General features: G+C 67.3%; 17 protein-coding genes and 1 riboswitch. Of the genes, 11 read left to right on the forward strand and 6 right to left on the reverse strand.

Features of this window, described 5'->3' with window-relative positions; all coding sequences use genetic code 11:
• Position 1: 1 nt before the first annotated feature.
• From V6D91_RS09705 to V6D91_RS09720, 4 genes are read left to right on the forward strand one after another with little or no spacing between them, the layout of a single operon-like run.
• Positions 2–727, forward strand: coding sequence for a polysaccharide deacetylase family protein (locus tag V6D91_RS09705; protein WP_347319988.1), 726 nt, complete (start codon positions 2–4; stop codon positions 725–727).
• Complete coding sequence (locus tag V6D91_RS09710; RefSeq protein WP_347319991.1) at positions 724–1,884, forward strand: glycosyltransferase family 4 protein; 1,161 nt, start codon at positions 724–726, stop codon at positions 1,882–1,884. The genes V6D91_RS09705 and V6D91_RS09710 overlap by 4 nt, the downstream gene beginning before the upstream one ends.
• Entirely contained in the window at positions 1,872–2,855 is a 984-nt protein-coding gene (waaC, locus tag V6D91_RS09715) for a lipopolysaccharide heptosyltransferase I (RefSeq protein ID WP_347319994.1), read from the forward strand. Before V6D91_RS09710 ends, waaC begins: the two co-directional genes overlap by 13 nt.
• A complete protein-coding gene (locus tag V6D91_RS09720; protein WP_347319996.1) occupies positions 2,852–4,363 on the forward strand; it encodes a 3-deoxy-D-manno-octulosonic acid transferase in 1,512 nt (503 codons plus the stop codon). Before waaC ends, V6D91_RS09720 begins: the two co-directional genes overlap by 4 nt.
• A gap of 224 nt (positions 4,364–4,587) precedes the next feature.
• On the opposite strand, the gene V6D91_RS09725 is transcribed toward V6D91_RS09720, so the two are convergent.
• Genes V6D91_RS09725 through V6D91_RS09735 form a run of 3 tightly spaced genes read right to left on the reverse strand, consistent with a single transcriptional unit; the run spans position 4,588 to position 7,525 of the window.
• Positions 4,588–5,487, reverse strand: a complete 900-nt coding sequence (locus V6D91_RS09725; protein WP_347319998.1) for a lipid A biosynthesis acyltransferase — start codon at positions 5,485–5,487, stop codon at positions 4,588–4,590.
• Between the two features lie 49 nt (positions 5,488–5,536).
• Positions 5,537–6,841, reverse strand: a complete 1,305-nt coding sequence (locus tag V6D91_RS09730) for a TolC family outer membrane protein (protein ID WP_347320000.1) — start codon at positions 6,839–6,841, stop codon at positions 5,537–5,539.
• 36 nt (positions 6,842–6,877) lie between these two features.
• The gene (locus V6D91_RS09735) at positions 6,878–7,525 is read right to left on the reverse strand and encodes a protein-L-isoaspartate O-methyltransferase (protein ID WP_347320002.1); all 648 of its coding nucleotides are present in this window, start codon (positions 7,523–7,525) and stop codon (positions 6,878–6,880) included.
• 88 nt (positions 7,526–7,613) lie between these two features.
• Here V6D91_RS09735 and pap point away from each other — a divergent pair, with 88 nt between their 5' ends.
• Positions 7,614–9,104 (forward strand): polyphosphate:AMP phosphotransferase, encoded by a 1,491-nt coding sequence (gene pap / locus V6D91_RS09740; RefSeq protein WP_347320004.1) that lies wholly within the window; start codon positions 7,614–7,616, stop codon positions 9,102–9,104.
• A gap of 74 nt (positions 9,105–9,178) precedes the next feature.
• Positions 9,179–9,281, forward strand: a riboswitch (TPP riboswitch).
• Positions 9,282–9,321: 40 nt separating this feature from the next.
• Positions 9,322–11,211, forward strand: coding sequence for a phosphomethylpyrimidine synthase ThiC (gene thiC, locus V6D91_RS09745; protein ID WP_347320006.1), 1,890 nt, complete (start codon positions 9,322–9,324; stop codon positions 11,209–11,211).
• 77 nt (positions 11,212–11,288) lie between these two features.
• Here thiC and V6D91_RS09750 read toward each other — a convergent pair whose 3' ends face one another.
• A complete protein-coding gene (locus V6D91_RS09750; RefSeq protein ID WP_347320008.1) occupies positions 11,289–11,597 on the reverse strand; it encodes a hypothetical protein in 309 nt (102 codons plus the stop codon).
• A 118-nt stretch (positions 11,598–11,715) separates the two neighbouring features.
• Between V6D91_RS09750 and V6D91_RS09755 the strand changes: the two genes are divergently transcribed.
• The gene (locus tag V6D91_RS09755) at positions 11,716–12,168 is read left to right on the forward strand and encodes a YaiI/YqxD family protein (RefSeq protein WP_347320131.1); all 453 of its coding nucleotides are present in this window, start codon (positions 11,716–11,718) and stop codon (positions 12,166–12,168) included.
• On the forward strand, positions 12,165–13,970 hold the full coding sequence (recQ, locus tag V6D91_RS09760; protein ID WP_347320010.1) for a DNA helicase RecQ: 1,806 nt from the start codon (positions 12,165–12,167) through the stop codon (positions 13,968–13,970). Before V6D91_RS09755 ends, recQ begins: the two co-directional genes overlap by 4 nt.
• A 189-nt stretch (positions 13,971–14,159) precedes the next feature.
• On the opposite strand, the gene V6D91_RS09765 is transcribed toward recQ, so the two are convergent.
• Both V6D91_RS09765 and V6D91_RS09770 read right to left on the reverse strand, forming a co-directional pair.
• Positions 14,160–14,543 carry a glycine zipper 2TM domain-containing protein gene (locus tag V6D91_RS09765; protein WP_347320012.1) on the reverse strand — a complete coding sequence of 128 codons (384 nt, stop codon included), beginning with the start codon at positions 14,541–14,543 and terminating at the stop codon, positions 14,160–14,162.
• A gap of 100 nt (positions 14,544–14,643) precedes the next feature.
• Positions 14,644–15,024, reverse strand: a complete 381-nt coding sequence (locus V6D91_RS09770; protein WP_347320014.1) for a thioredoxin family protein — start codon at positions 15,022–15,024, stop codon at positions 14,644–14,646.
• A gap of 30 nt (positions 15,025–15,054) precedes the next feature.
• On the opposite strand from V6D91_RS09770, the gene V6D91_RS09775 reads away from it, so the two are divergent.
• From V6D91_RS09775 to V6D91_RS09785, 3 genes are all read left to right on the forward strand, one after another.
• Positions 15,055–15,357, forward strand: coding sequence for a BolA/IbaG family iron-sulfur metabolism protein (locus V6D91_RS09775; protein ID WP_347320016.1), 303 nt, complete (start codon positions 15,055–15,057; stop codon positions 15,355–15,357).
• 106 nt (positions 15,358–15,463) lie between these two features.
• Complete coding sequence (locus V6D91_RS09780) at positions 15,464–16,144, forward strand: response regulator transcription factor (RefSeq protein WP_347320018.1); 681 nt, start codon at positions 15,464–15,466, stop codon at positions 16,142–16,144.
• A 154-nt stretch (positions 16,145–16,298) separates the two neighbouring features.
• Positions 16,299–19,139, forward strand: coding sequence for a hypothetical protein (locus tag V6D91_RS09785; protein ID WP_347320020.1), 2,841 nt, complete (start codon positions 16,299–16,301; stop codon positions 19,137–19,139).
• Positions 19,140–19,351 lie beyond the last annotated feature (212 nt).

Raw genomic sequence — 19,351 nt, forward strand, 5'->3', positions numbered from 1 at the left:
CATGCCCATCCCCATCCTGATGTACCACCAGATCGACACCCCACCCGCGCGGGGTACGCCCATGCGGGGTATGGTGGTATCCCCGCGCCGCTTCGCCGCGCAGATGGGGCTGCTGCGCCGCATGGGCTATCGCGGCCTGTCGATGAGTGAGCTTGTGCCTTACCTCAACGGTGAGCGCCACGGCAAGGTGGTCGGAATCACTTTTGATGATGGTTACCGCAACACCCTTGAGCATGCCCGGCCCATCCTCAAGGCACACGGCTTCACCGCCACCTGCTACGCCGTAAGCCGCAAACTCGGTGGCTTTAATGACTGGGATGCCGCTTTAGGGGTACCGCAAAAGCCCTTGATGACCGCCGCGGAGCTCGCCGACTGGGTCGCCGCCGGGATGGAGCTGGGCGCGCACACCCGCCACCACGTCGATCTCTCCGCGCTGCCCGATGAAGAGGCCCGAATAGAGATCGAGCAAAGCCGCAGCGAGCTGGAAAGCACTATCCAGGCACCCGTGCGCCATTTCTGCTATCCGTACGGGCGTTTTCTCCCCCAGCACGTGGACATGGTGCGCGCGGCAGACTATGCCACGGCCGTGACCGTAAGGCGTGGGCGGGCCGCAGGTGCGGACGACCTCCTCCATCTCCCCCGTGTGCTGGTGGCCCAGGCCACTCACCTGGCGCAATTCGCCCTCAAGCTGTGGACGGGTTACGAGGATCGGCGGGGGCGACGGTGAAACCACGCCTGCGCATCGCGATCCTCACCCGCAACTTCGACCCCATGGGCGGAGGGGCGGAGCGCTATGCCGTGGCGCTGGCCGAACGGCTTGCGGCGCGGCATGAGGTGCATGTCTTCGCCCAGCACATCGCCCACCCAGCCCCCAGCCTGACCTACCACCGCCTGCCCGCCCTGAAGAAACCACGCTGGCTCAACCAGCTGCTGTTCGCCTTCCTTACCCATCGCCGCACGCAGGCGGGGTTCGACATCGTCCACGCCCATGAAAACGGCTGGGCGGGGGATGTGCAGACCGTGCACGTGCGTCCCATGCGCCACAACCTGCTGGGCGACATCCGCGGGATGCGGCGGGGGTTGCGCTGGCTGAAGATCGCCACCAGCCCACGCCTTGCGACCTATCTCTGGCTTGAACGGAGCCGTTTTAGTCCCTGTCCGGGGCGGAAGGTCGTGGCGGTGTCCGCAACCTTGCGGGAGGAGGTTGCCACGAGCTATCCCGAGAGTGCCGCCTGTCTTGCGGTGATCCCGCCCGGGGTCGCCCTGCCGGATAAGCCCCCTGCGCAGGCCGAGGCGAGGCAGGCGCTGGGGCTGCCCGAAGGTTTCCCCCTGCTGTTGTTCGTGGCCAATGATCTTGCGCGCAAGGGCCTGGATACCGTCTTGCAGGCCCTGCGAGACACCACGCCCGCACTCCCCCTGCGACCCCATCTGGCCGTGGTGGGCGGCAACCCTGGGCAGATCGACCACTACCGCAGGCTTGCAGCCACCTTGGGGCTGGAGGGCCAGGTGCACTTTCTCGGTCCCCAACGGGCCATGAGCATGGTGTATGCCACGGCTGACCTCTTGATCCATCCCACGCGCGAGGACACCTTCGGCATGGTGGTACTGGAGGCGATGGCGCATGGCTTACCCGTGGTGGTCAGCCGGGCCCCTTGGTGCGGCCTGGCCGCCGACCTGAGTGAGAAGGAGGCTTGGCTTTTGGATCATCCCAACGATGCCCAGGCCCTGGCCCAGGCCATCCAGCGCCTGCTTACCGAAGAAGCCCTGCGCGCACGGCTAGCCCAAAATGGACCGGTGGTGGCCGCACGGTACGCCTGGGACGACATCGCCAAGCGGCACGAGGCCCTCTACCGCGAGATGCTGGAGGCGCGATGCGCATCCTGATCGTCAAGACCTCCTCGCTCGGGGATGTGGTGCACATGCTCCCCGCCCTGACCGACGCGGCCCGCGCCATCCCGGGACTGACCGCCGACTGGGTGGTGGAGGAAGGCTTTGCCGCGGTGCCGGCCTGGCACCCGAACGTCGCGCGCGTCATCCCGATTGCCCTGCGCCGCTGGCGCAAGCGGCTGGGCGAGGCCGCCACCTGGCGCGAACTTGCGGCCGCCCGGCGGGCGCTTGACGAGACCGCGTACGACGCCGTGATCGACAGCCAGGGACTCGTCAAGAGCGCCCTTTTCGCCCGCTGGGCACGGGGACCGCGCTGGGGCTATGACCGGGCCTCCTGCCGCGAGCCACTGGCGAGCCTGTTCTACACCCACCGCGTCCATGTGCCGCGTGGGCTGCACGCCATCGAGCGCAACCGGCGTCTTTTGGCCGGTGCGTTGGGCTACCCTTTGAACGACGCGGCCCTGGACTATGGCCTCAGCACGCTTGCTGAGCGCCTCCCCCCAAGCCCGCTTGGCCTGCCCGAACGCTACGTCGTGGCCCTGCATGGCACCAGCCGGATCGACAAGGAATGGCCCGAGGCCCATTGGATCGCGGTCGGCCAGACCCTGGCCCAGCGCGAGCAGGCCCTGCTTCTGCCCTGGGGCAATCCGCGCGAGCATGAGCGCGCCTTACGCATCGCCACCCAGGTCGCGGGCGCGATCGTTTTGCCGCGTCTTGGGCTGAACGAGCTCGCCGCCATCCTCGCCCGCGCGCAGGGGGTGTTGGGGGTGGACACGGGGCTCATGCACATTGCCGCGGCCTTGGGGCGTCCCGGTCTTGCCCTCTACCCCGTCACCGCACCGGCCCTCACGGGGGTGTGCTCGGCCCCGGGTCATCCCCCGATCGCCAGCCTCACGCCTGCCGACGGCCTGACGCCCGAACAGGTGAGCGCCCGCCTGCTCGCCGCCCTGCATGAAGCCCAGGCATGATGGCTCGCGGCCTCTACACCACCCTGCTCACCCTCGCCACCCCACTGGCCCTCGCCCGCCTCGGCTGGAAGGGCCGCGCCAACCCGGCCTACCGCGAACGCATCCCGGAACGCTTTGGCTTCATCCCTCGCCTTCCCGCGCGCCCGCGGCTGTGGGTGCATGCGGTGTCCGTGGGCGAGGTCATCGCCGCCGCGCCACTCATCCGCGCCTGGCAATCACGACACCCGGACTGGGCGGTCTTGCTCACCACCACCACCCCGACCGGCTCGGCGCAGGCTCAACGGCTGTTCGGTGAGGGCGTTGAACACCTCTACCTACCCTATGACCTGCCGGGCGCGGTGCGCCGCTTTTTCGCCCGCACCCGTCCAAGCCTCGGCGTGATCATGGAAACCGAGCTGTGGCCGAATCTTGCAGCCGAAGGCGCTCAACGCGGCATTCCTCTGGTGTTGGCCAATGCCCGGCTGTCCGAGCGCTCGATGCGCGGCTATGCCAGGGTCAGGCCGCTGGTGCGCGACACCCTCGCCTGCTTCGCGCTCATCGCCGCCCGCGGGCCGGAGGATGCCGGGCGCTTCATCGCCCTCGGCGCACCGCCTGCACGGGTCGAGGCACTTGGCAATCTCAAGTTCGATCTGGAACTGGCCCCCGAGGTGGTCTTGCGCGGGCAGCAATGGCGGACGCTGTTGGGCACTGGGCGGCCGGTATGGATCGCCGCCAGCACCCATCCGGGGGAGGAGGCGCAGGTGCTCGAGGCACACCAAAAGGCTCTGGCCGCGCACCCCGACGCCCTGCTTCTGCTCGCCCCCCGGCATCCGGAGCGGGTGGGCGAGGTGGTTCGGCTGATCGAGGCTGCGGGGCTGCGGTTTGCCTTGCGCTCTGGGTTGCCCCCTCTCCCCCAGCCCCTCCCCCCCGAGGGGGGAGGGGAGCTCTTTGTGGGCGAAGGAGTGCATCTGATGGAAACAGCGAACGTACACCACGCCTCATGCTCAAGGGTTCACCCTCTCCCTAACTCCACACCCTTCAAGGGCGAGGGGCTTTCCTCCCCTCCCCCCTCGGGGGGGAGGGGCCGGGGGAGAGGGGGCGCTCCAAAGCCCGCACCCACAGCACGGGACCCAGCGGTCCAGGTCCTGGTGATCGACACCCTCGGCGAGCTGATGGACTTCTATGCCGCAAGCGATCTCGCCTTCGTCGGCGGCAGCCTGGTGGCGCATGGCGGGCACAACCCGCTGGAGCCCGCGGCCCTGGGCCTGCCGGTCATCAGTGGGCCGAAGGTGGCGAACTTCGCGGAGGTGTATGAGGCCATGTTCCAGGCCAAGACCGCACTGAAGGTGGAGGATGCCCAAGGCTTGGGGCAGGCCGTCGTGGCTCTCATGGACGATGCCGACGAACGCAAGACCTTGGGCGAGGGCGCCCGGGCCTGGCTTGAAACCCACCGCGGGGCGCTAGGAAGGCTTCTTGAACGGCTGGAGACGCTTGCCACTTCCCCCATCGGCCCGCAGCCCAGTCCGTAGGAGCGCCGCCCCCGGCGCGATGAAACACGGGGCACGATCGGCCCGTGGCAGACTGTTTCAAAAGGGCTGTCCTGCCCTTTTGAAACTCGCCTCGTCGCGGTACACGCCCGCGACGGCCTCCGAGAATCAATTACTTATCGTGATTGATTCTCGCGCGAGCCGTCCATGGCTCGCCTTCCCAGGCTGTGTCAAAGGGTTTTGACACAGCCTGGTGGGCGGGCCTCCTACAGGTAGGGGGACGACACGCCTTCCGGGCGGGTCTTAAAGCGGCGGTGCAGCCAGAAATAGTCCGCGGGACGGTGGCGGGCGAAGCGTTCGATCAGGGCGTTGTAGACTGTGGCGTCCGCAACCACATCGCCGCTCGGGATCTCCGGCACCGGCACGAGGTGCATGACATACCCCTGCGCCCGGGGCAGCCGCTCGGGGTAGATGAAGACCACCTTGGCCTGGGAGCGCTCGACGATCTTGGAGGTGAGGGTGAGGGTCGCGGTCGGCACCCCAAAGAAGGGGGCGAACACGCTGGCCTCCGGGCCAAAGTCCTGGTCCGCGCCATACCAGCAGATGCCGCCCTCCTTGAGCACCTTGAGCATGCCGCGCAGGTTGTCGTTGGCAATCAGCTCGCCAAAGTAGCGCGCGCGCCGCGCGCGCATCACCGCATCGAAGTGCGGGTTCTTGGCGGCCTTGTACACCGTGTTCATCGGAACCTTCAACGCCATCAGACGCCCCCCCATCTCCAGCGCGGTGAAGTGGGCCCCGAGCAGCAGCACACCCCGCCCCTCGGCGCGCGCCGCCGTGAGATGCTCCAGTCCCTCGTAGCGCACCGGCAGGCGCTCAGCCCGGCCCCACCAGGCGATCCCGCCTTCGATCAGGCCCATCCCCGCGGAGGCAAAACTCGCCCGCTCCAGCCGGTGCCGTTCGGCCTCATCCAGCGCGGGAAAACAGAGCGCAAGGTTCTGCCGGACAATGCGCCGGCGGCTGGGCAGCACCGCCCAAGCGAGCAGCCCCAGCCCGCGGCCAAAGCCCTGGGCCAGCGGCAAGGGCAGTTGCGCGGCCAGCCAGAGCAGGCCGAGCCCGAAGGCCAGCGGCCACTGGCGGGGGGAAAGCCAAGCTAGACGGTCAGACATGAGAAGAAGCTCAACGCGGCCCCGACCCTTCGGAGCCGATGGCGCGCCTTCAGCGCAGCTCGCGCTGCAGGGCCTCGAGGTCGGCCAGTTGCAGGGTGCCTGCGGCGCGCTTGAGGCGCAGGGTGGCGAGCAGGTAATCGTAGCGCGCGTTGAACAGGTTGCGCCGCGCCTGGGTGAGCAGGGTCTGGGCGGTGATGACATCGACGATGGTGCGCGTGCCCACCTCATACCCCGCCTCGTTGGCGGCGAGCTGGGTCTCGGCGGACTTCACCCCCTGCTCGAAGGCCGCGATCTCGCTGATCTTGCTGGTCACGGCACGGAAGGCATCGCGGGTGGCACGGGTGGTGTCACGCAGGCCTGCCTCGTACAGGTCCTGCGCGCGCTGGAGCTTGTAGGTCGCCTCCCGCACCCGGGCATCCACCCCGCCGCCCGCGTAGAGCGGGACGTTCAGCTGCACCCCCACGCGGGTGTCGTAGTTCTTCAGCGGGGTGCCGGCAAACTGGGTGTCCTGGTAGCCGTAGGAGGCGTTCAGGCTGACCGTGGGATAGTGCCCTGAACGCTGTTTCTCGATCTCCTGCCGGGCGATGTCCAGCCCCATGCGGGCGCTCTGCAGGGCCAGGTTCTGTTCCTCGGCAAACTTCACCCAGGCGGCGGGATCGACCGGATCGGGACGGGCGGTGGCAAGATCAGCGCGCACGTCATCCAGGCTCGCCACCTCCTGCACGGTCAGCACCCGCAGGGCTTCGCGGGCATTGGCGAGATTGGCCTCGGCGCCGATCCGGCGGGCCAGGGACTGATCACGCGCGGCGCGCGCATCGGCGAGGTCCGTGATGGCGATCAGCCCCACCTCGAAGCGTTTCTCGGTCTGCGCCAGGCGGCTCTCGTTGGCCGCGAGATCGGCCTCGGCGAGATTCAGCTCTGCCTGGGCGCGCAGGACGGCGAAATACGCCTCGGAGGCACGCAGCAGCAATTCCTGCTGACTGTTGGCAAAGTCGAGGTCGGCCTGACGGGCGATGAGCTCCGCCTGATCCTGGGCGGTGAGCCGGGCGCGGTCGAACAGCGGCTGGCTGAGGCTCACGGTGTAGTTCTTGCCGGTGAAGCTGCCATCCCGCGCCGGCATGTTGGGGTATTCCAGCCAGTCCCGGGTCAGGCCGGCATTGAGGGCGACGTTCGGCAGGAGTTGGGCGCGAGCCTGCGGATAGGCCTCGCGCGTGGCAAGGCGGGCCTGGGCGGCGGCACGCAGGTTGGCATCGTTCTGCTCAGCCAGGCGGTAGACATCCACCAGTCCTTCGGCGTGGGCAGCCATCGCCCAGCCCAGGAGCAGCATTCCTGACAGGGGCAGAGATTTTCGCATGATCGGGCCTCCTCGGGCCGCCCTTTCAGCCTGCGCTCAGAAGGTGAAATCCGGCTTGGGCTCGGCGTGAATGAGATGCGGCAGGCAGGTTTCGAACAGGCTCTCGCAGGCCCAGCTGTCCTCGCCCTCGCGGGTGATCAGCAGGGCCTGCATGATGGGGGCCTCGCCAACGATAACGAACAGACGACCACCGTCGTTGAGCTTGAGCCGGTAGCTTTCGGGCACCTCCGCCATGGCACCGGTGATGGCAATCACATCGTACCGTTTGCCGTCATCCCAGCCGGCGCTGGCATCGCCGGTCGCCAGGGTGACGCCCGGCAGGCGGGCGCGTGCGGCCTCGATGAAAGCGGGAAAGATGTCGACGCTGGTCACCTGCCCGCCCATGTGCGCCAGGCAGGCGGCCGTGAAGCCGGTACCGGTGCCAATCTCCAGCACCTGCTCGCCGGGCTGCACGGCCAGCGCCTGCAACATGCGCCCCTCCACCACCGGCGGCATCATCACCTGCCCATGGCCGATCGGCAGCATCACGTCGGAGAAGGCTTGGGCGCGCAGGGCCTGCGGAACGAAGTCCTCGCGGCGCACGGCGCGCAGGGTATCAAGGACGCGAAAGTCGAGCACATCCCAGGGGCGGACCTGCTGCTCGACCATATTGAAACGGGCCTGTTCGACGTTCAGCGCTGACATGGGACGCTATATTCCGGAAACATAAGGACTATCCGGCGAAGGTTAAGGGGTTTACCCTGCCCCGGCAAGAGATTGAGGAGACCTGCGGATGCTCAACACAGCGGAGATCGGGCGCAGGGTGGGCAAGGCCGACTACAAGCGCGAGCTGCCCCAGCTGCGCACACGCCTGCTCGAGGCACAGCGCGCCTTGCGCGAGGCTGGCCTCGCCACCCTGGTGATCATCGAGGGCATGGACGGCTCCGGCCGGGCGGAGATTGCCAACCGCCTGCACGAGTGGCTGGACCCGCGCGGCATCCAGACCCACATCTTCTGGGACCCCTCCGACGAGGAACGCGAGCGCCCCTACTTCTGGCGCTTCTGGCGGGCCCTGCCGGGCGCCGGCGAGATGGCGATCTTTCTCGGTGGCTGGTACCGCGACATCCTCACCGACGGGGTGCACAAGGAGCTCGAGCCGGAGACGCTCGAGGCGCGCCTGGCCCCCGTGCTGCACACCGAAGGCCTGCTCGCCGCCGACCGCACCCTCATCCTCAAGTTCTGGTATCACCTGCCACGCAAGGAGCAGGAGGCGCGTCTGGCCCATGAGCACCGCACCCCCGACGACCGCTGGCCCTCGGCCGCCGCCGCGCTCAAGGGCCGCAAGCTGTTGAAGACCTGGGCCGAGCGTATCCTGCGCCGCACGGACACCGCCGATGCCCCGTGGTTCATCATCGAGGCGGCGGATACCCGCTACCGCGACCTCGCCACCGGCTACACCCTGCTGGAGGCGATGGAGAAGCGGCTGAAGGAACACCAGACGCACAGGGAACGCCGCGAGCGCCCCCTGCCCCCGCCCGAACCGGCCCTGCCCAAGGCCGAGAGCGCCCGGGTAACCGTGCTCGACCGGGTGGATCTCGGTGCCAAACTCAGCGACGCCCGCTATGAAAAGCGCCTCGCCCAACTGCGCGACCAGCTGCGCCAGCAGCTCTGGCGGGCGCACGGGGCCAAGCTGACCACCCACCTCGTCTTCGAGGGCTGGGACGCCGCCGGCAAGGGCGGGGCCATCCAGCGCCTGGCCGGTTGCATGGACGCCCGCCTCTACCGCGTCATTCCCTATGGCGCGCCCAGCTCGCACGAGCTCGAACACCACTACCTGTGGCGCTTCTGGCGGCAGATTCCACGCGCAGGGCGCGTCGCCGTGTTCGACCGCTCCTGGTATGGGCGCGTGCTGGTGGAACGGGTCGAAGGGCTGTGCACCCCGGCGGAATGGCAGCGCGCCTACCACGAGATCAACCAGTTCGAGGCCCAGCTCGCCGCCCACAACGGCCTGGTGCTGAAGTTCTGGCTGCACATCTCCCCCGAGGAGCAGCTGCGCCGCTTTGAGGAGCGCCAGAACACCCCCTGGAAGCAGTACAAGATCACCCCCGAGGACTGGCGCAACCGCGAAAAACGCCCGCTCTACGAACAGGCGGTCAACGAGATGGTGCTCCGCACCGACAGCCCCGAGGCCCCCTGGCACCTCATCCCCACCGAGGACAAACGCTACGGTCGCATCCGCATCCTCGAAACCGTCTGCGAGGCCCTGAAGGCGCGCCTTGACTGACTGGCCTACCCCAAAAATTCAAGGGCTTGGCGCCTTTTTGCTTGCATCCCGCCCCCCCCTCCGCTAACGTGACTGCCATTGGCTAGGGGTGCGCCACGGCTAAGCCTGTGGCGCTGAGAGAGACCCTTCGAACCTGATCCGGATCACACCGGCGTAGGGAAGCCGCGCACGCCTCATCCCGTCCGCTGCCCTGCGCCCCATTCATGAGGACACGCGCATGGCCGCCGTCGCCGAAGACATCTTCAAGAAATCCGCCCAGCTTTCCGCTGAGGTCACCAAGCCCTTCAGCGGCTCGCGCAAGATCTTTGTCGAGGGCTCGACCCCGGACATCCGCGTGCCGATGCGCGAGATCAGCCAGACCCCGACCCGCATCAACGGCGGGCTGGAGCCGAATCCGCCGATCTATGTCTACGACACCTCGGGCCCGTACACCGACCCGAGCGTTTCCATCGACCTGCTCAAGGGGCTGCCCGAGGTGCGGCGCGGCTGGATCGAGGCGCGCGGTGACACCGAGCTGCTGGATGGCCCCACCTCCGAGTTCGGCCGCGCCCGCGCCCAGGACCCCAAGACCGCCCACCTGCGCTTCGAGCACATCCGCCCGCCGCGCCGCGCCAAGGCCGGGTGCAACGTCACCCAGATGCACTACGCCCGCCGCGGCATCATCACCCCGGAGATGGAGTTCGTCGCCATCCGCGAGAACCTGCGCCTGCAGGAGCTGCGCGAGGACCCACGCTACAAGGATTTGCTGCGCCAGCACCCGGGGATGAGCTTTGGCGCCAAGATCCCCGATGAGATCACCCCCGAATTCGTGCGCCAGGAGATCGCCCGCGGGCGCGCCATCATCCCGGCCAACATCAACCACACCGAGCTTGAGCCGATGATCATCGGCCGCAACTTCCGGGTGAAGATCAACACCAACATCGGCAACTCCGCCACCACCTCCTCCATCGCCGAGGAGGTGGAGAAGATGGTCTGGTCCACCCGCTGGGGCGGCGACACGCTGATGGACCTCTCCACCGGCAAGCACATCCACGAGACCCGCGAGTGGATCATCCGCAACTGCCCGGTCCCGGTCGGGACCGTACCGATCTACCAGGCGCTGGAGAAGGTCAAGGGCAAGGCCGAGGAACTGACCTGGGAGCTGTTCCGCGACACCCTGATCGAACAGGCCGAGCAGGGCGTGGACTACTTCACCATCCACGCCGGGGTGCTGTTGCGCTACGTGCCGCTGACCGCCAACCGCGTCACCGGCATCGTCAGCCGCGGCGGCTCGATCATGGCCAAGTGGTGCCTGGCACACCACAAGGAGAACTTCCTCTACACGCACTTCGACGAGATCTGCGAGATCATGAAGGCGTATGACGTGAGCTTCTCCCTGGGCGACGGCCTGCGCCCCGGCTCGATCATGGACGCCAACGACGCGGCCCAGTTCGGCGAGCTGGAGACCCTGGGGGAGCTGACCAAGAAGGCCTGGGAACACGATGTGCAGGTGATGATCGAGGGCCCCGGCCACGTGCCGATGCAGATGATCAAGGAGAACATGGACAAGGAGCTGGAAGACTGCTTCGAGGCCCCCTTCTACACCCTCGGCCCCCTGGTCACCGACATCGCCCCCGGCTACGACCACATCACCTCCGGTATCGGCGCGGCGCAGATCGGCTGGTTCGGCACCGCCATGCTCTGCTACGTCACCCCGAAGGAGCACCTCGGCCTGCCGAACAAGGCGGACGTGCGCGAGGGCATCATCACCTACAAGCTCGCCGCCCACGCCGCCGACCTTGCCAAGGGCTTCCCCGGCGCACAGATCCGCGACAACGCCCTGTCCAAGGCACGCTTCGAGTTCCGCTGGGAGGACCAGTTCAACCTCGGCCTCGACCCGGACCGCGCCCGCGAGTACCACGACGAGACCCTGCCGCAGGAGAACGCCAAGGTGGCCCACTTCTGCTCCATGTGCGGCCCGCACTTCTGCTCGATGAAGATCACCCAGGACGTGCGCGACTATGCCGCGAGCCTCGGCGTGGACGAGCAGGAGGCACTGAAGAAGGGGATGGAGGAGAAGGCCGTGCAGTTCGTCAAAACTGGCGCGGAGGTCTACCGCAAGGTCTGACGACTGCCCTCGCGCCGCCGAGGAGGCCGCCTTGCGCGGCCTCCTCGTTTTCATCGCCCGCGCTCTAGCGCGACGGCTCAGTCGTCGTGATGGTGCTTGTGCTTGTGATGACCGCGGTGCAGGCCGTTGTCGTGCGGGCCGACACAGACTGGCTCGCGCACCACGACCCGGCGGCCATCGTGGCCGTCCGTGGTCAGCGCCGCGCCTGCCGCCGCGCCCACACCGGCACCGACGATCGCCCCAGTCTGGCCGCCGACCTGCTCGCCGACCACTGCCCCGAGCGCGCCACCGACCCCCGCCCCCAGCATGGTCTCGCCGGTCCCCGCCCACACGGCGGAAGAAAGGCCTGCGCCCAGGGCCAGCGCGGATACGGTCAGGATGTTCATGGTTTGGTCTCTGCTGAGGTGGAGGCGTGATTAATTTACCATTTCAATGCAGCCGGGCCACAGAGTGGGCGTTCTCGAGGGGCCCCTTGGTTGTTTTTTCACCATGCCGAGTCACCTTATGCACCTCTGGGTCGATGCCGACGCCTGTCCCAACGCCATCAAGGACATCCTCTACCGCGCCGCCGAACGGGTGAAGCTGCCGCTGGTGCTGGTAGCCAACCAGCCACTGCGCGTGCCGCGCTCGCCCTACATCCGTGCCCTGGTGGTACCCGGAGGGTTCGACGAGGCTGACGCGGAGATCGTGCGCCGGGTACAGGCGGGCGATCTCGTCGTCACCGCCGACATCCCGCTGGCCGGGGAGGTGCTGGCGAAGGGCGGTCACGCCATCAATCCGCGTGGCGAACGCTACGATAGCGGCACCATCCGCGAGCGCCTGCGCGTCCGTGACATGCTGGAACAACTCCGCGACGCGGGCGTCCACACCGGCGGTCACGCCCCGCTCAGCCAGGCTGACCGGCAGGCCTTCGCCAACCAGCTCGACCGCTTCCTGCAGCAATACGCCCGTCCATGAACGCCCTCCAGCCCCTCGACATCCTGCGTGACACCTTCGGCTACGAGCGCTTTCGCGCACCGCAGGACGAGGTCATTGCCACCCTGATGGCGGGGGAGGATGCGCTGGTGCTGATGCCGACCGGCGGCGGCAAGTCGCTGTGCTACCAGATCCCCGCCATCGCCCGCCCCGGCACCGGCATCGTGATCTCCCCCCTGATCGCGCTGATGCAGGACCAGGTAGCCGCCCTGCGCCAGGCCGGCGTACGTGCGGCCTACCTGAACTCCACCCTCGCGCCCAGTGAAGCACGCGCGATTGAGCAACAGCTCCTGATGGGCGAGCTCGACCTGCTCTACGTCGCCCCCGAGCGGCTGTTGAACGGGCGGACGCTGGAGTTGCTGGCGCAGACCCCGCTCGCCCTGTTCGCCATCGACGAGGCGCACTGCGTCTCGCAATGGGGGCACGACTTCCGCCCGGAGTACATCCAGCTCTCCATCCTGCACGAGCGCTTCCCGCAGGTGCCGCGCATCGCCCTCACCGCCACCGCGGACGAGCCCACCCGGCGCGAGATCATCACCCGCCTGGGGCTCACGGGCGCGCGGGTATTCATCTCGAGCTTCGACCGGCCCAACATCCGCTACCGCATCGCCCAGGGCGACGGCAACGCGCGCGAGGCCCTGCTGCGCTTCATCCGCGAGGAACACGCGGGCGAGGCGGGCATCGTCTACTGCCTCTCGCGCAAGAAGGTCGAGGAGGTGGCCGACTGGCTGGTGGCCCGTGGTCTCCCCGCCCTGCCCTACCACGCCGGCCTTCCAGCCGAGGTCCGCGAGCGGCATCAGGCCCGCTTCCTCAACGAGGAAGGGTTGGTGATGGTGGCCACCATCGCCTTCGGCATGGGGATCGACAAACCGAACGTGCGCTTCGTCGCCCACCTCAACCTGCCCAAGAGCATCGAGGCCTACTACCAGGAGACCGGCCGCGCCGGGCGCGACGGCCTGCCCGCCGACGCCTGGATGAGCTACGGCCTGCAGGATGTCATCACCCTGCGGCAGATGCTGGAGGCCTCCGAGGCGGGCGATGAGCACAAGCGGGTCGAGCGCCACAAGCTGGATGCCATGCTCGGCCTGTGCGAGCTCACCACCTGCCGCCGCCAGGCCCTGCTCGCCTACTTCGGCGAGCCCTTGAGCGAGCCCTGCGGCAACTGCGACACCTGCCTTGCCCCGCCCGCCACCTGGGATGCCACCATCCCGGCGCAGAAGGCCCTCTCCTGCGTGCACCGCACCGGCCAGCGCTTCGGCGTGACCTATCTCGTGGATGTACTGCTGGGCAAGACGGACGAGCGCATCCAGCGCAACGGCCATGATCGGATCAGCACCTTCGGCATTGGCACCGAGCTGAACGCCGCCGGCTGGCGCGGCCTGTTCCGCCAGCTGATCGCGCGCGGGCTACTGGCGGTGGATCTGGAGGGGCACGGCGGCCTGCGCCTGACCGAGGCCTGCCGCCCGGTGCTGCGCGGCGACGAGCCGCTGTGGTTGCGCAAGGATGTCCGACCCGCGCGCAGCGCGAAACACGCTGCCCACGGCCGTACCCTGCCCCCCGGGGCCGACCACGCGCTGTGGGACGCCCTGCGCGCCAGGCGGCGCGAGCTCGCGCAGGAACAGGGCGTGCCGCCCTACGTCATCTTCCACGACGCCACCCTGATGGCGATGATGGAGGCCCGGCCGCACAGCCTGTCCACCCTGGCCGAACTGCCGGGGGTGGGGCAACGCAAACTCGATGCCTATGGTGAGGCGTTTCTGGAGGTCATCCGACGCCACACATAAGAAAGGGCCGCACCAGGGGAGACGCCGAAAGACCTGGAATGCGGCACGTCCCCTCCCCCCTGGTGGGGGAGGGTTAGGGAGAGGGGGATGGAGTTTGAACGGGTTATCCTCTCCCCTTGAAGGGGGAGAGGGAGAATCATTTGTTCAGCGCCTCCCGAAGCGGCCCCTTGCCGGGGCAGCGCGCAGGGATCAGCGCACGATGATCACCGCGCCGGAATCCCGGTAGCCATGATGGTGCCGGTGGTGATGGTGGTGGCGATGACCATAGCCGCGCTCATCATCCACGTAGACATAAGTCACCGGCCCGCGCCCATAGTAGGGTTCGGGATAACGCTCGTAGCGCTCCACATAGCGCACCGGCCGGCCATAGCTGTCATAGGCGACGGCCGCACCGGTCGCAGCGCCCAGCGCCCCGCCGACAATGGCACCGTCATGACCACCGATCTGGTGCCCAACCACCGCGCCCAGCGCGCCCCCCAGGCCTGCGCCGAGCATGAGTTGGCCGCTGTCGGCGTGGCTGGGCAGGGCGACCAGCATCCCGGCGCCCAGGAGCATGGCGGAGAGCATCTTCATCGTGTCGTACTCCGAAAGAGGGGGCAGAAAAATTTTACGAAAGATTAGGCTGCCATACCGCAGGGAAGTTCCGGGCCGACTGTTGCTTTCCTGCCGCAGTTCAGCGGCAGGACTGCTCCAGCCGGGCACGCGTCCGCGCACCGAGCAGCACGGCATCGATGCGGCCATCCCGCACGATCACCACGGTCGGCGTGACACGCACGCCGAAGGCGCGCGCGAGATCCGCTTTGATGCCGATGTCGATCACCCGCACCCGTTCATCCTCCTCCGCCCAGGCGCGCATCTCTGGTGTCATGCGCCGGCATGGCCCGCACAACGGGCTGTGGAAATAGAATAAGGCCAGCCCCTCGCGCGGGACCTCCGCATGCTCCGGCGCGGGCCGCCCCTTTGCCCGAGCCGCGCGGCGCATCTCCAGCAGCTGCCAGCCAAGTGGAAGGGCAGCGACGAACACCAGCAACAACCAGCCGAACGCGCTGTCCATTCTTACCCCAACCTTCGGAATGAGCGGAACATGAGCATACAAGAAACCATCCAGGCCAAGCTGGAAGCCCGCTTTTTGCCAGTACACCTGGCTATCGTCAACGAGAGCCACCGCCATGCGATGAAGGCGGAAAACTCCCACTTCCACATCACCCTCGTCAGCCACGCCTTCGAGGGCCAGGGGCTCGTGGCCCGCCACCGCGCGGTCAACAAGGCACTGGCCGAGGAGCTGGCCGGACCGGTGCATGCCATCACCCTCCACACCCTCACTCCCGAGGAGTGGGCTGCGCGGGGTGGCACGGTTGAGGCCTCCCCCAAGTGCCGGGGCGGCTGAGGCCAGCCCACATCCCGGAGGTTGTGCTATGAATTGAGGGTGATCAGAGCGTGCAGATCGCTTGCCTCATCCCCATGACCATCCTTGCAGGAGAGCGGCCTCCCCCATGGACATCGATCGCACCCTCGGACCGATCGTCGTCGCCACGGCCGACCCACACCTGCTCCGGCGATGGGTGGAGGCGCTCGCGCCGCTGGCCGAGCCACGCACCGCCGCCAGCGTGCGTGAGCTCGAGATAGCGATCCGCAATCACCGTCCGATCAGCCTGCTACTGGACCTCGACCTGATTGGCGGCCCCCGGGGCCTTGGTCAGATTCACCAGACCTATCCCGACCTGAGGGTCATGGCGGTCACCGCCGATGACTCGCTCGAAGAGGCCGTCGCAGCCATCAAGGCCGGGGCACACGGCCACCTCCACCGCGGCGCGGAGGCCTCCCTCGTGCGCCGCGCCGTGCGCCTGATGAGCGAGGACGGGCTGTGGGCCGAGCGGCGGGTGCTGGAGGCCATCATCTTCCAGCTGGTGTCCAACGACACCAGCCCCCCTTCATCGTTGGCCGACGGGGGGAAGACCGGACTCGATGTGCTCAGCGAACGCGAGCGCGAGGTGGCCAATCTGGTGAGCGATGGGCTGTGCTACAAATCCATCGCCCGCCGCCTAGACATCTCCGAGAACACCGTGCGCAACCACCTGCGCAACATCTACCGCAAGCTGGGCCTCACCGGCATGCTGCAGCTCGGCCTGCTGGTCAGGGCCGCGCGGGCCGGAAGCACCGCCTACCGCCACTGACCCCGCCATCCTTTCCCCCTCCCGCAACTAGTACGGATGGACTATGGCGCCCTCCCACCCGTGGTCTACAAATGGGTTGTGGCGGGCAAAAACCCTGCTGCCCATGCATCTTTTCAGGCGGCCATGCCGCGGGAGGAACGCGATGAACACACCCATGCCCTTCAGAAAGGCCCCCACCTATGTGCTGGCGGTGGCCATCGCCGCAGCCATCGGCGCGCCAGTCACGGCCAGCGCGGGGGGCTTCTCCAGCATTTTCGAGCTGCACGAAACGACCTCGGAGAACGGCAACCCCAACAACGCGGATGCCATGGATTACCCCCCAGGGGGGCCCGAAGACTGGGCCTTCGTCAACACCGAGTACAACAAGGCCCCGGGCACCTACAACGGCAAGGCTGCGGTGCGGGTGTTCGTCCCCGACTTCCCCGGCCTGCCCGGCGTGCCCTTCACCCGTGTACAGGACGACCCGGCCTTCGGCACCCAATGCAAGGACGTCCTGGACCTGTCAGGCTGCAAGGTCATCACCGGGGGCATCCCGGATAAGAACCAGATCACCAACGGCTACGCGGCCTTCTATGTCTACGATGGCCCGGTCACCGACGTGCTTGACTCTCTCAACAACCCTGTCCCTTCCAACGGAGGCAACCTGCAGCACCTCCCCGGCGACCTGATTGTTGTCATGGGCGGCGACCTGCATGCCGAGAACGGCTCCGCCTCCTGGGGCGGCTGGTTCACCCGCAACAAGCTCCAGATCAGCGGCAACTCGTTCGTCAACGGCCGCGCCGTTGGCGACATCCTGGTGGTGGCCGAATTCACCAACGGCGGCGCGGATGTCACCTTCTCCGTGGCCCGCTGGGTGGGCACCGGTGGCAACGCGGGCGGAGGGACCCTGCAGGAGCTGTTCACCGGCCAGGGGTTGCGTTGCTCGACGTCCACTGACAACTTCCTCGGCTGCGCCATCTCCAACAACAACGGCCCCGAGAAGGCCCCTTGGCCCTACATCGCCAAGAACGACAAGACCGCCAACCCCTACAGCGCCTACTTCCCCGCCACGGCCTTCGCCGAGGGCATCCTCAACCTCAGCGCCGTGCTGCGCATGAACGGGCAGAGCGTGGGTTGCCTGTCGGACTTCCTGTTCGAGACGCGCACCTCCGGCCAGTCTTACACCGCCGAGCTGAAGGACTTCCTGATCGGCTCCGTGCCGCTGTGCGGCATCAGCGCCGACAAGAGCGGCTCGACGCTCTCCAAGGTCGGCGATCTGGCCTCCTACAACATCCAGATCGAGAACACCGGCGTCGTAACGCTCTACAAGCAGAGCATCGTTGACACCCTCCTGGGCACCTTGACCAACGCCAACGGCAACTGCCCGGGCGGCGACAAGAGCAACCTCACCCAAGGCCAATCCTGCGTCGAATCGAACACCTGCGGGACCTCCTTGGCCCCCAAAGCCACCTGCGGCATCACGGCGTGGCGGCGCGTGGCCGCGGGCGATCCGGACCCGCTGCCCAACACTGTTACCGTGATCTACGACGCCCAGGCGGACCTCCAGGGTGACGAGGTGATCTCCAGCAACGACCACGCGGTCAACCTGTTCCAGCCGGCCGTCGCCGTCACCAAGACCGGCAACACCCTGTCCAAGATCGGTGATGAGGTGACCTACAGCTTCACCATCCAAAACACCAGCTCCTCAGACAGCCCGGCGCTCAAGCTGGACAGCGTCAGCGACGACAAACTGGGCACCCTGACCGCGACGGCCTCGGCCAATAACTGCGGCACACTGGCGAGCGGCGCGAGCTGCAGCTTTAGCGTGAAGCACACCATCCCGCAGGGGGCCTCCGACCCGTACAACAACACGGTGACCGTGCACTACCACCCGGACGGCTTCCCGAACGACATCATCGCCAGCGACGATCATTCGGTGAACCTGTTCCAGCCAGCCGTCACCGTCAGTAAGACCGGCAATGCCCTCTCCAAGGTCGGCGATCAGGTGACCTACAACTTCACCATCACCAACAGCGGCTCATCGGACAGCCCGGCGCTCAAATTGGACAGTGTCAGCGACGACAAACTGGGCACCCTGACCGCGACGGCCTCGGCCAATAACTGTGGCACGTTGGCGAGCGGCGCAAGTTGCAGTTTCAGCGTGAAGCACACCATCCCGGCCGGCGCATCCGACCCGTACAACAATACGGTGACCGTGCACTACCATCCGGACGGCTTCCCGAACGACATCAGCCACCAGGCTGGCCACTCGGTAAACCTGTTCCAGCCGGACTTCAGCTTGAGCAAGAGCTGTGCCCCCGCACGGGTCAAAGTGGGTGATCCACTGACCTTCACCTACACCCTGCAGAATACCGGCTCGAGCGACAGCCCGAACCTGAACAAGGTGAGCGTGACCGACGACAAGGCGCCCACCGCTGGCGCCGCCTTCCCGGCCACACTGGTCACGGGGGCCGCGGCCACGGTGGTCAATGCGACCTATTACCCCATGGCTGCGGGCCCGGTCACCAACAATGTGAGCGCAACCTACCAGGTGGCCGGCTTCCCGAACCAGATCACCCGCACCGCCAGCGCCACCTGCGAGGCCTACTCGGGCGACCAGGGTTGCACCCCGGGCTTCTGGAAGAACCACCCCGAGTACTGGGATGGCATGGGCTCGGATGACAAGACCGCCACCATCAAGTACCCGATGGCCTTCAACGTAGCCCTCGACGGCACCCACATGGGCAATCCCGTCAACGTGACCTCGGCCCAGTCCGGCCTCGAGGACAGCGTCACCCTGATGGATGCGGTGAACCTCGGCGGTGGCGGCCTCAAGGCCCTCAACCGCCACACGGCAGCCGCCTTGGCTAGCGCCGACTCGATCAACTACCCCTATTCGGTACAGGGCGTGAAAGAGCTTTACTGGGATGCGGTGGGCCTGATTCCAGGGCCTGAAACGGTATCGTCGGCCCTCAAGAAGTTGTCCGACGCCAACGAGCTGGGTTGCCCCTACTAAGGCCCGCTGGCTGGGGTTCGCCTCAGCCACCTGGACCGCGGACAATCATCCAATGGCGCCGGCAACGGCGCCATTTTCTTTCCACACCATTCGCGCCGCCCCTCGGGTAGTACGAATGAACCATGGCCGATTCCCCCATCGCCACCTAATACATCTTCACGAAGGTGGCGTAAAAAGCGCCGCCGGCCCTTGCTCCCAACTGCCCGGCGTCG

Source organism: Thiofaba sp. EF100, from assembly GCF_039822285.1.
Classification (GTDB): Bacteria; Pseudomonadota; Gammaproteobacteria; order Halothiobacillales; family Halothiobacillaceae; genus Thiofaba.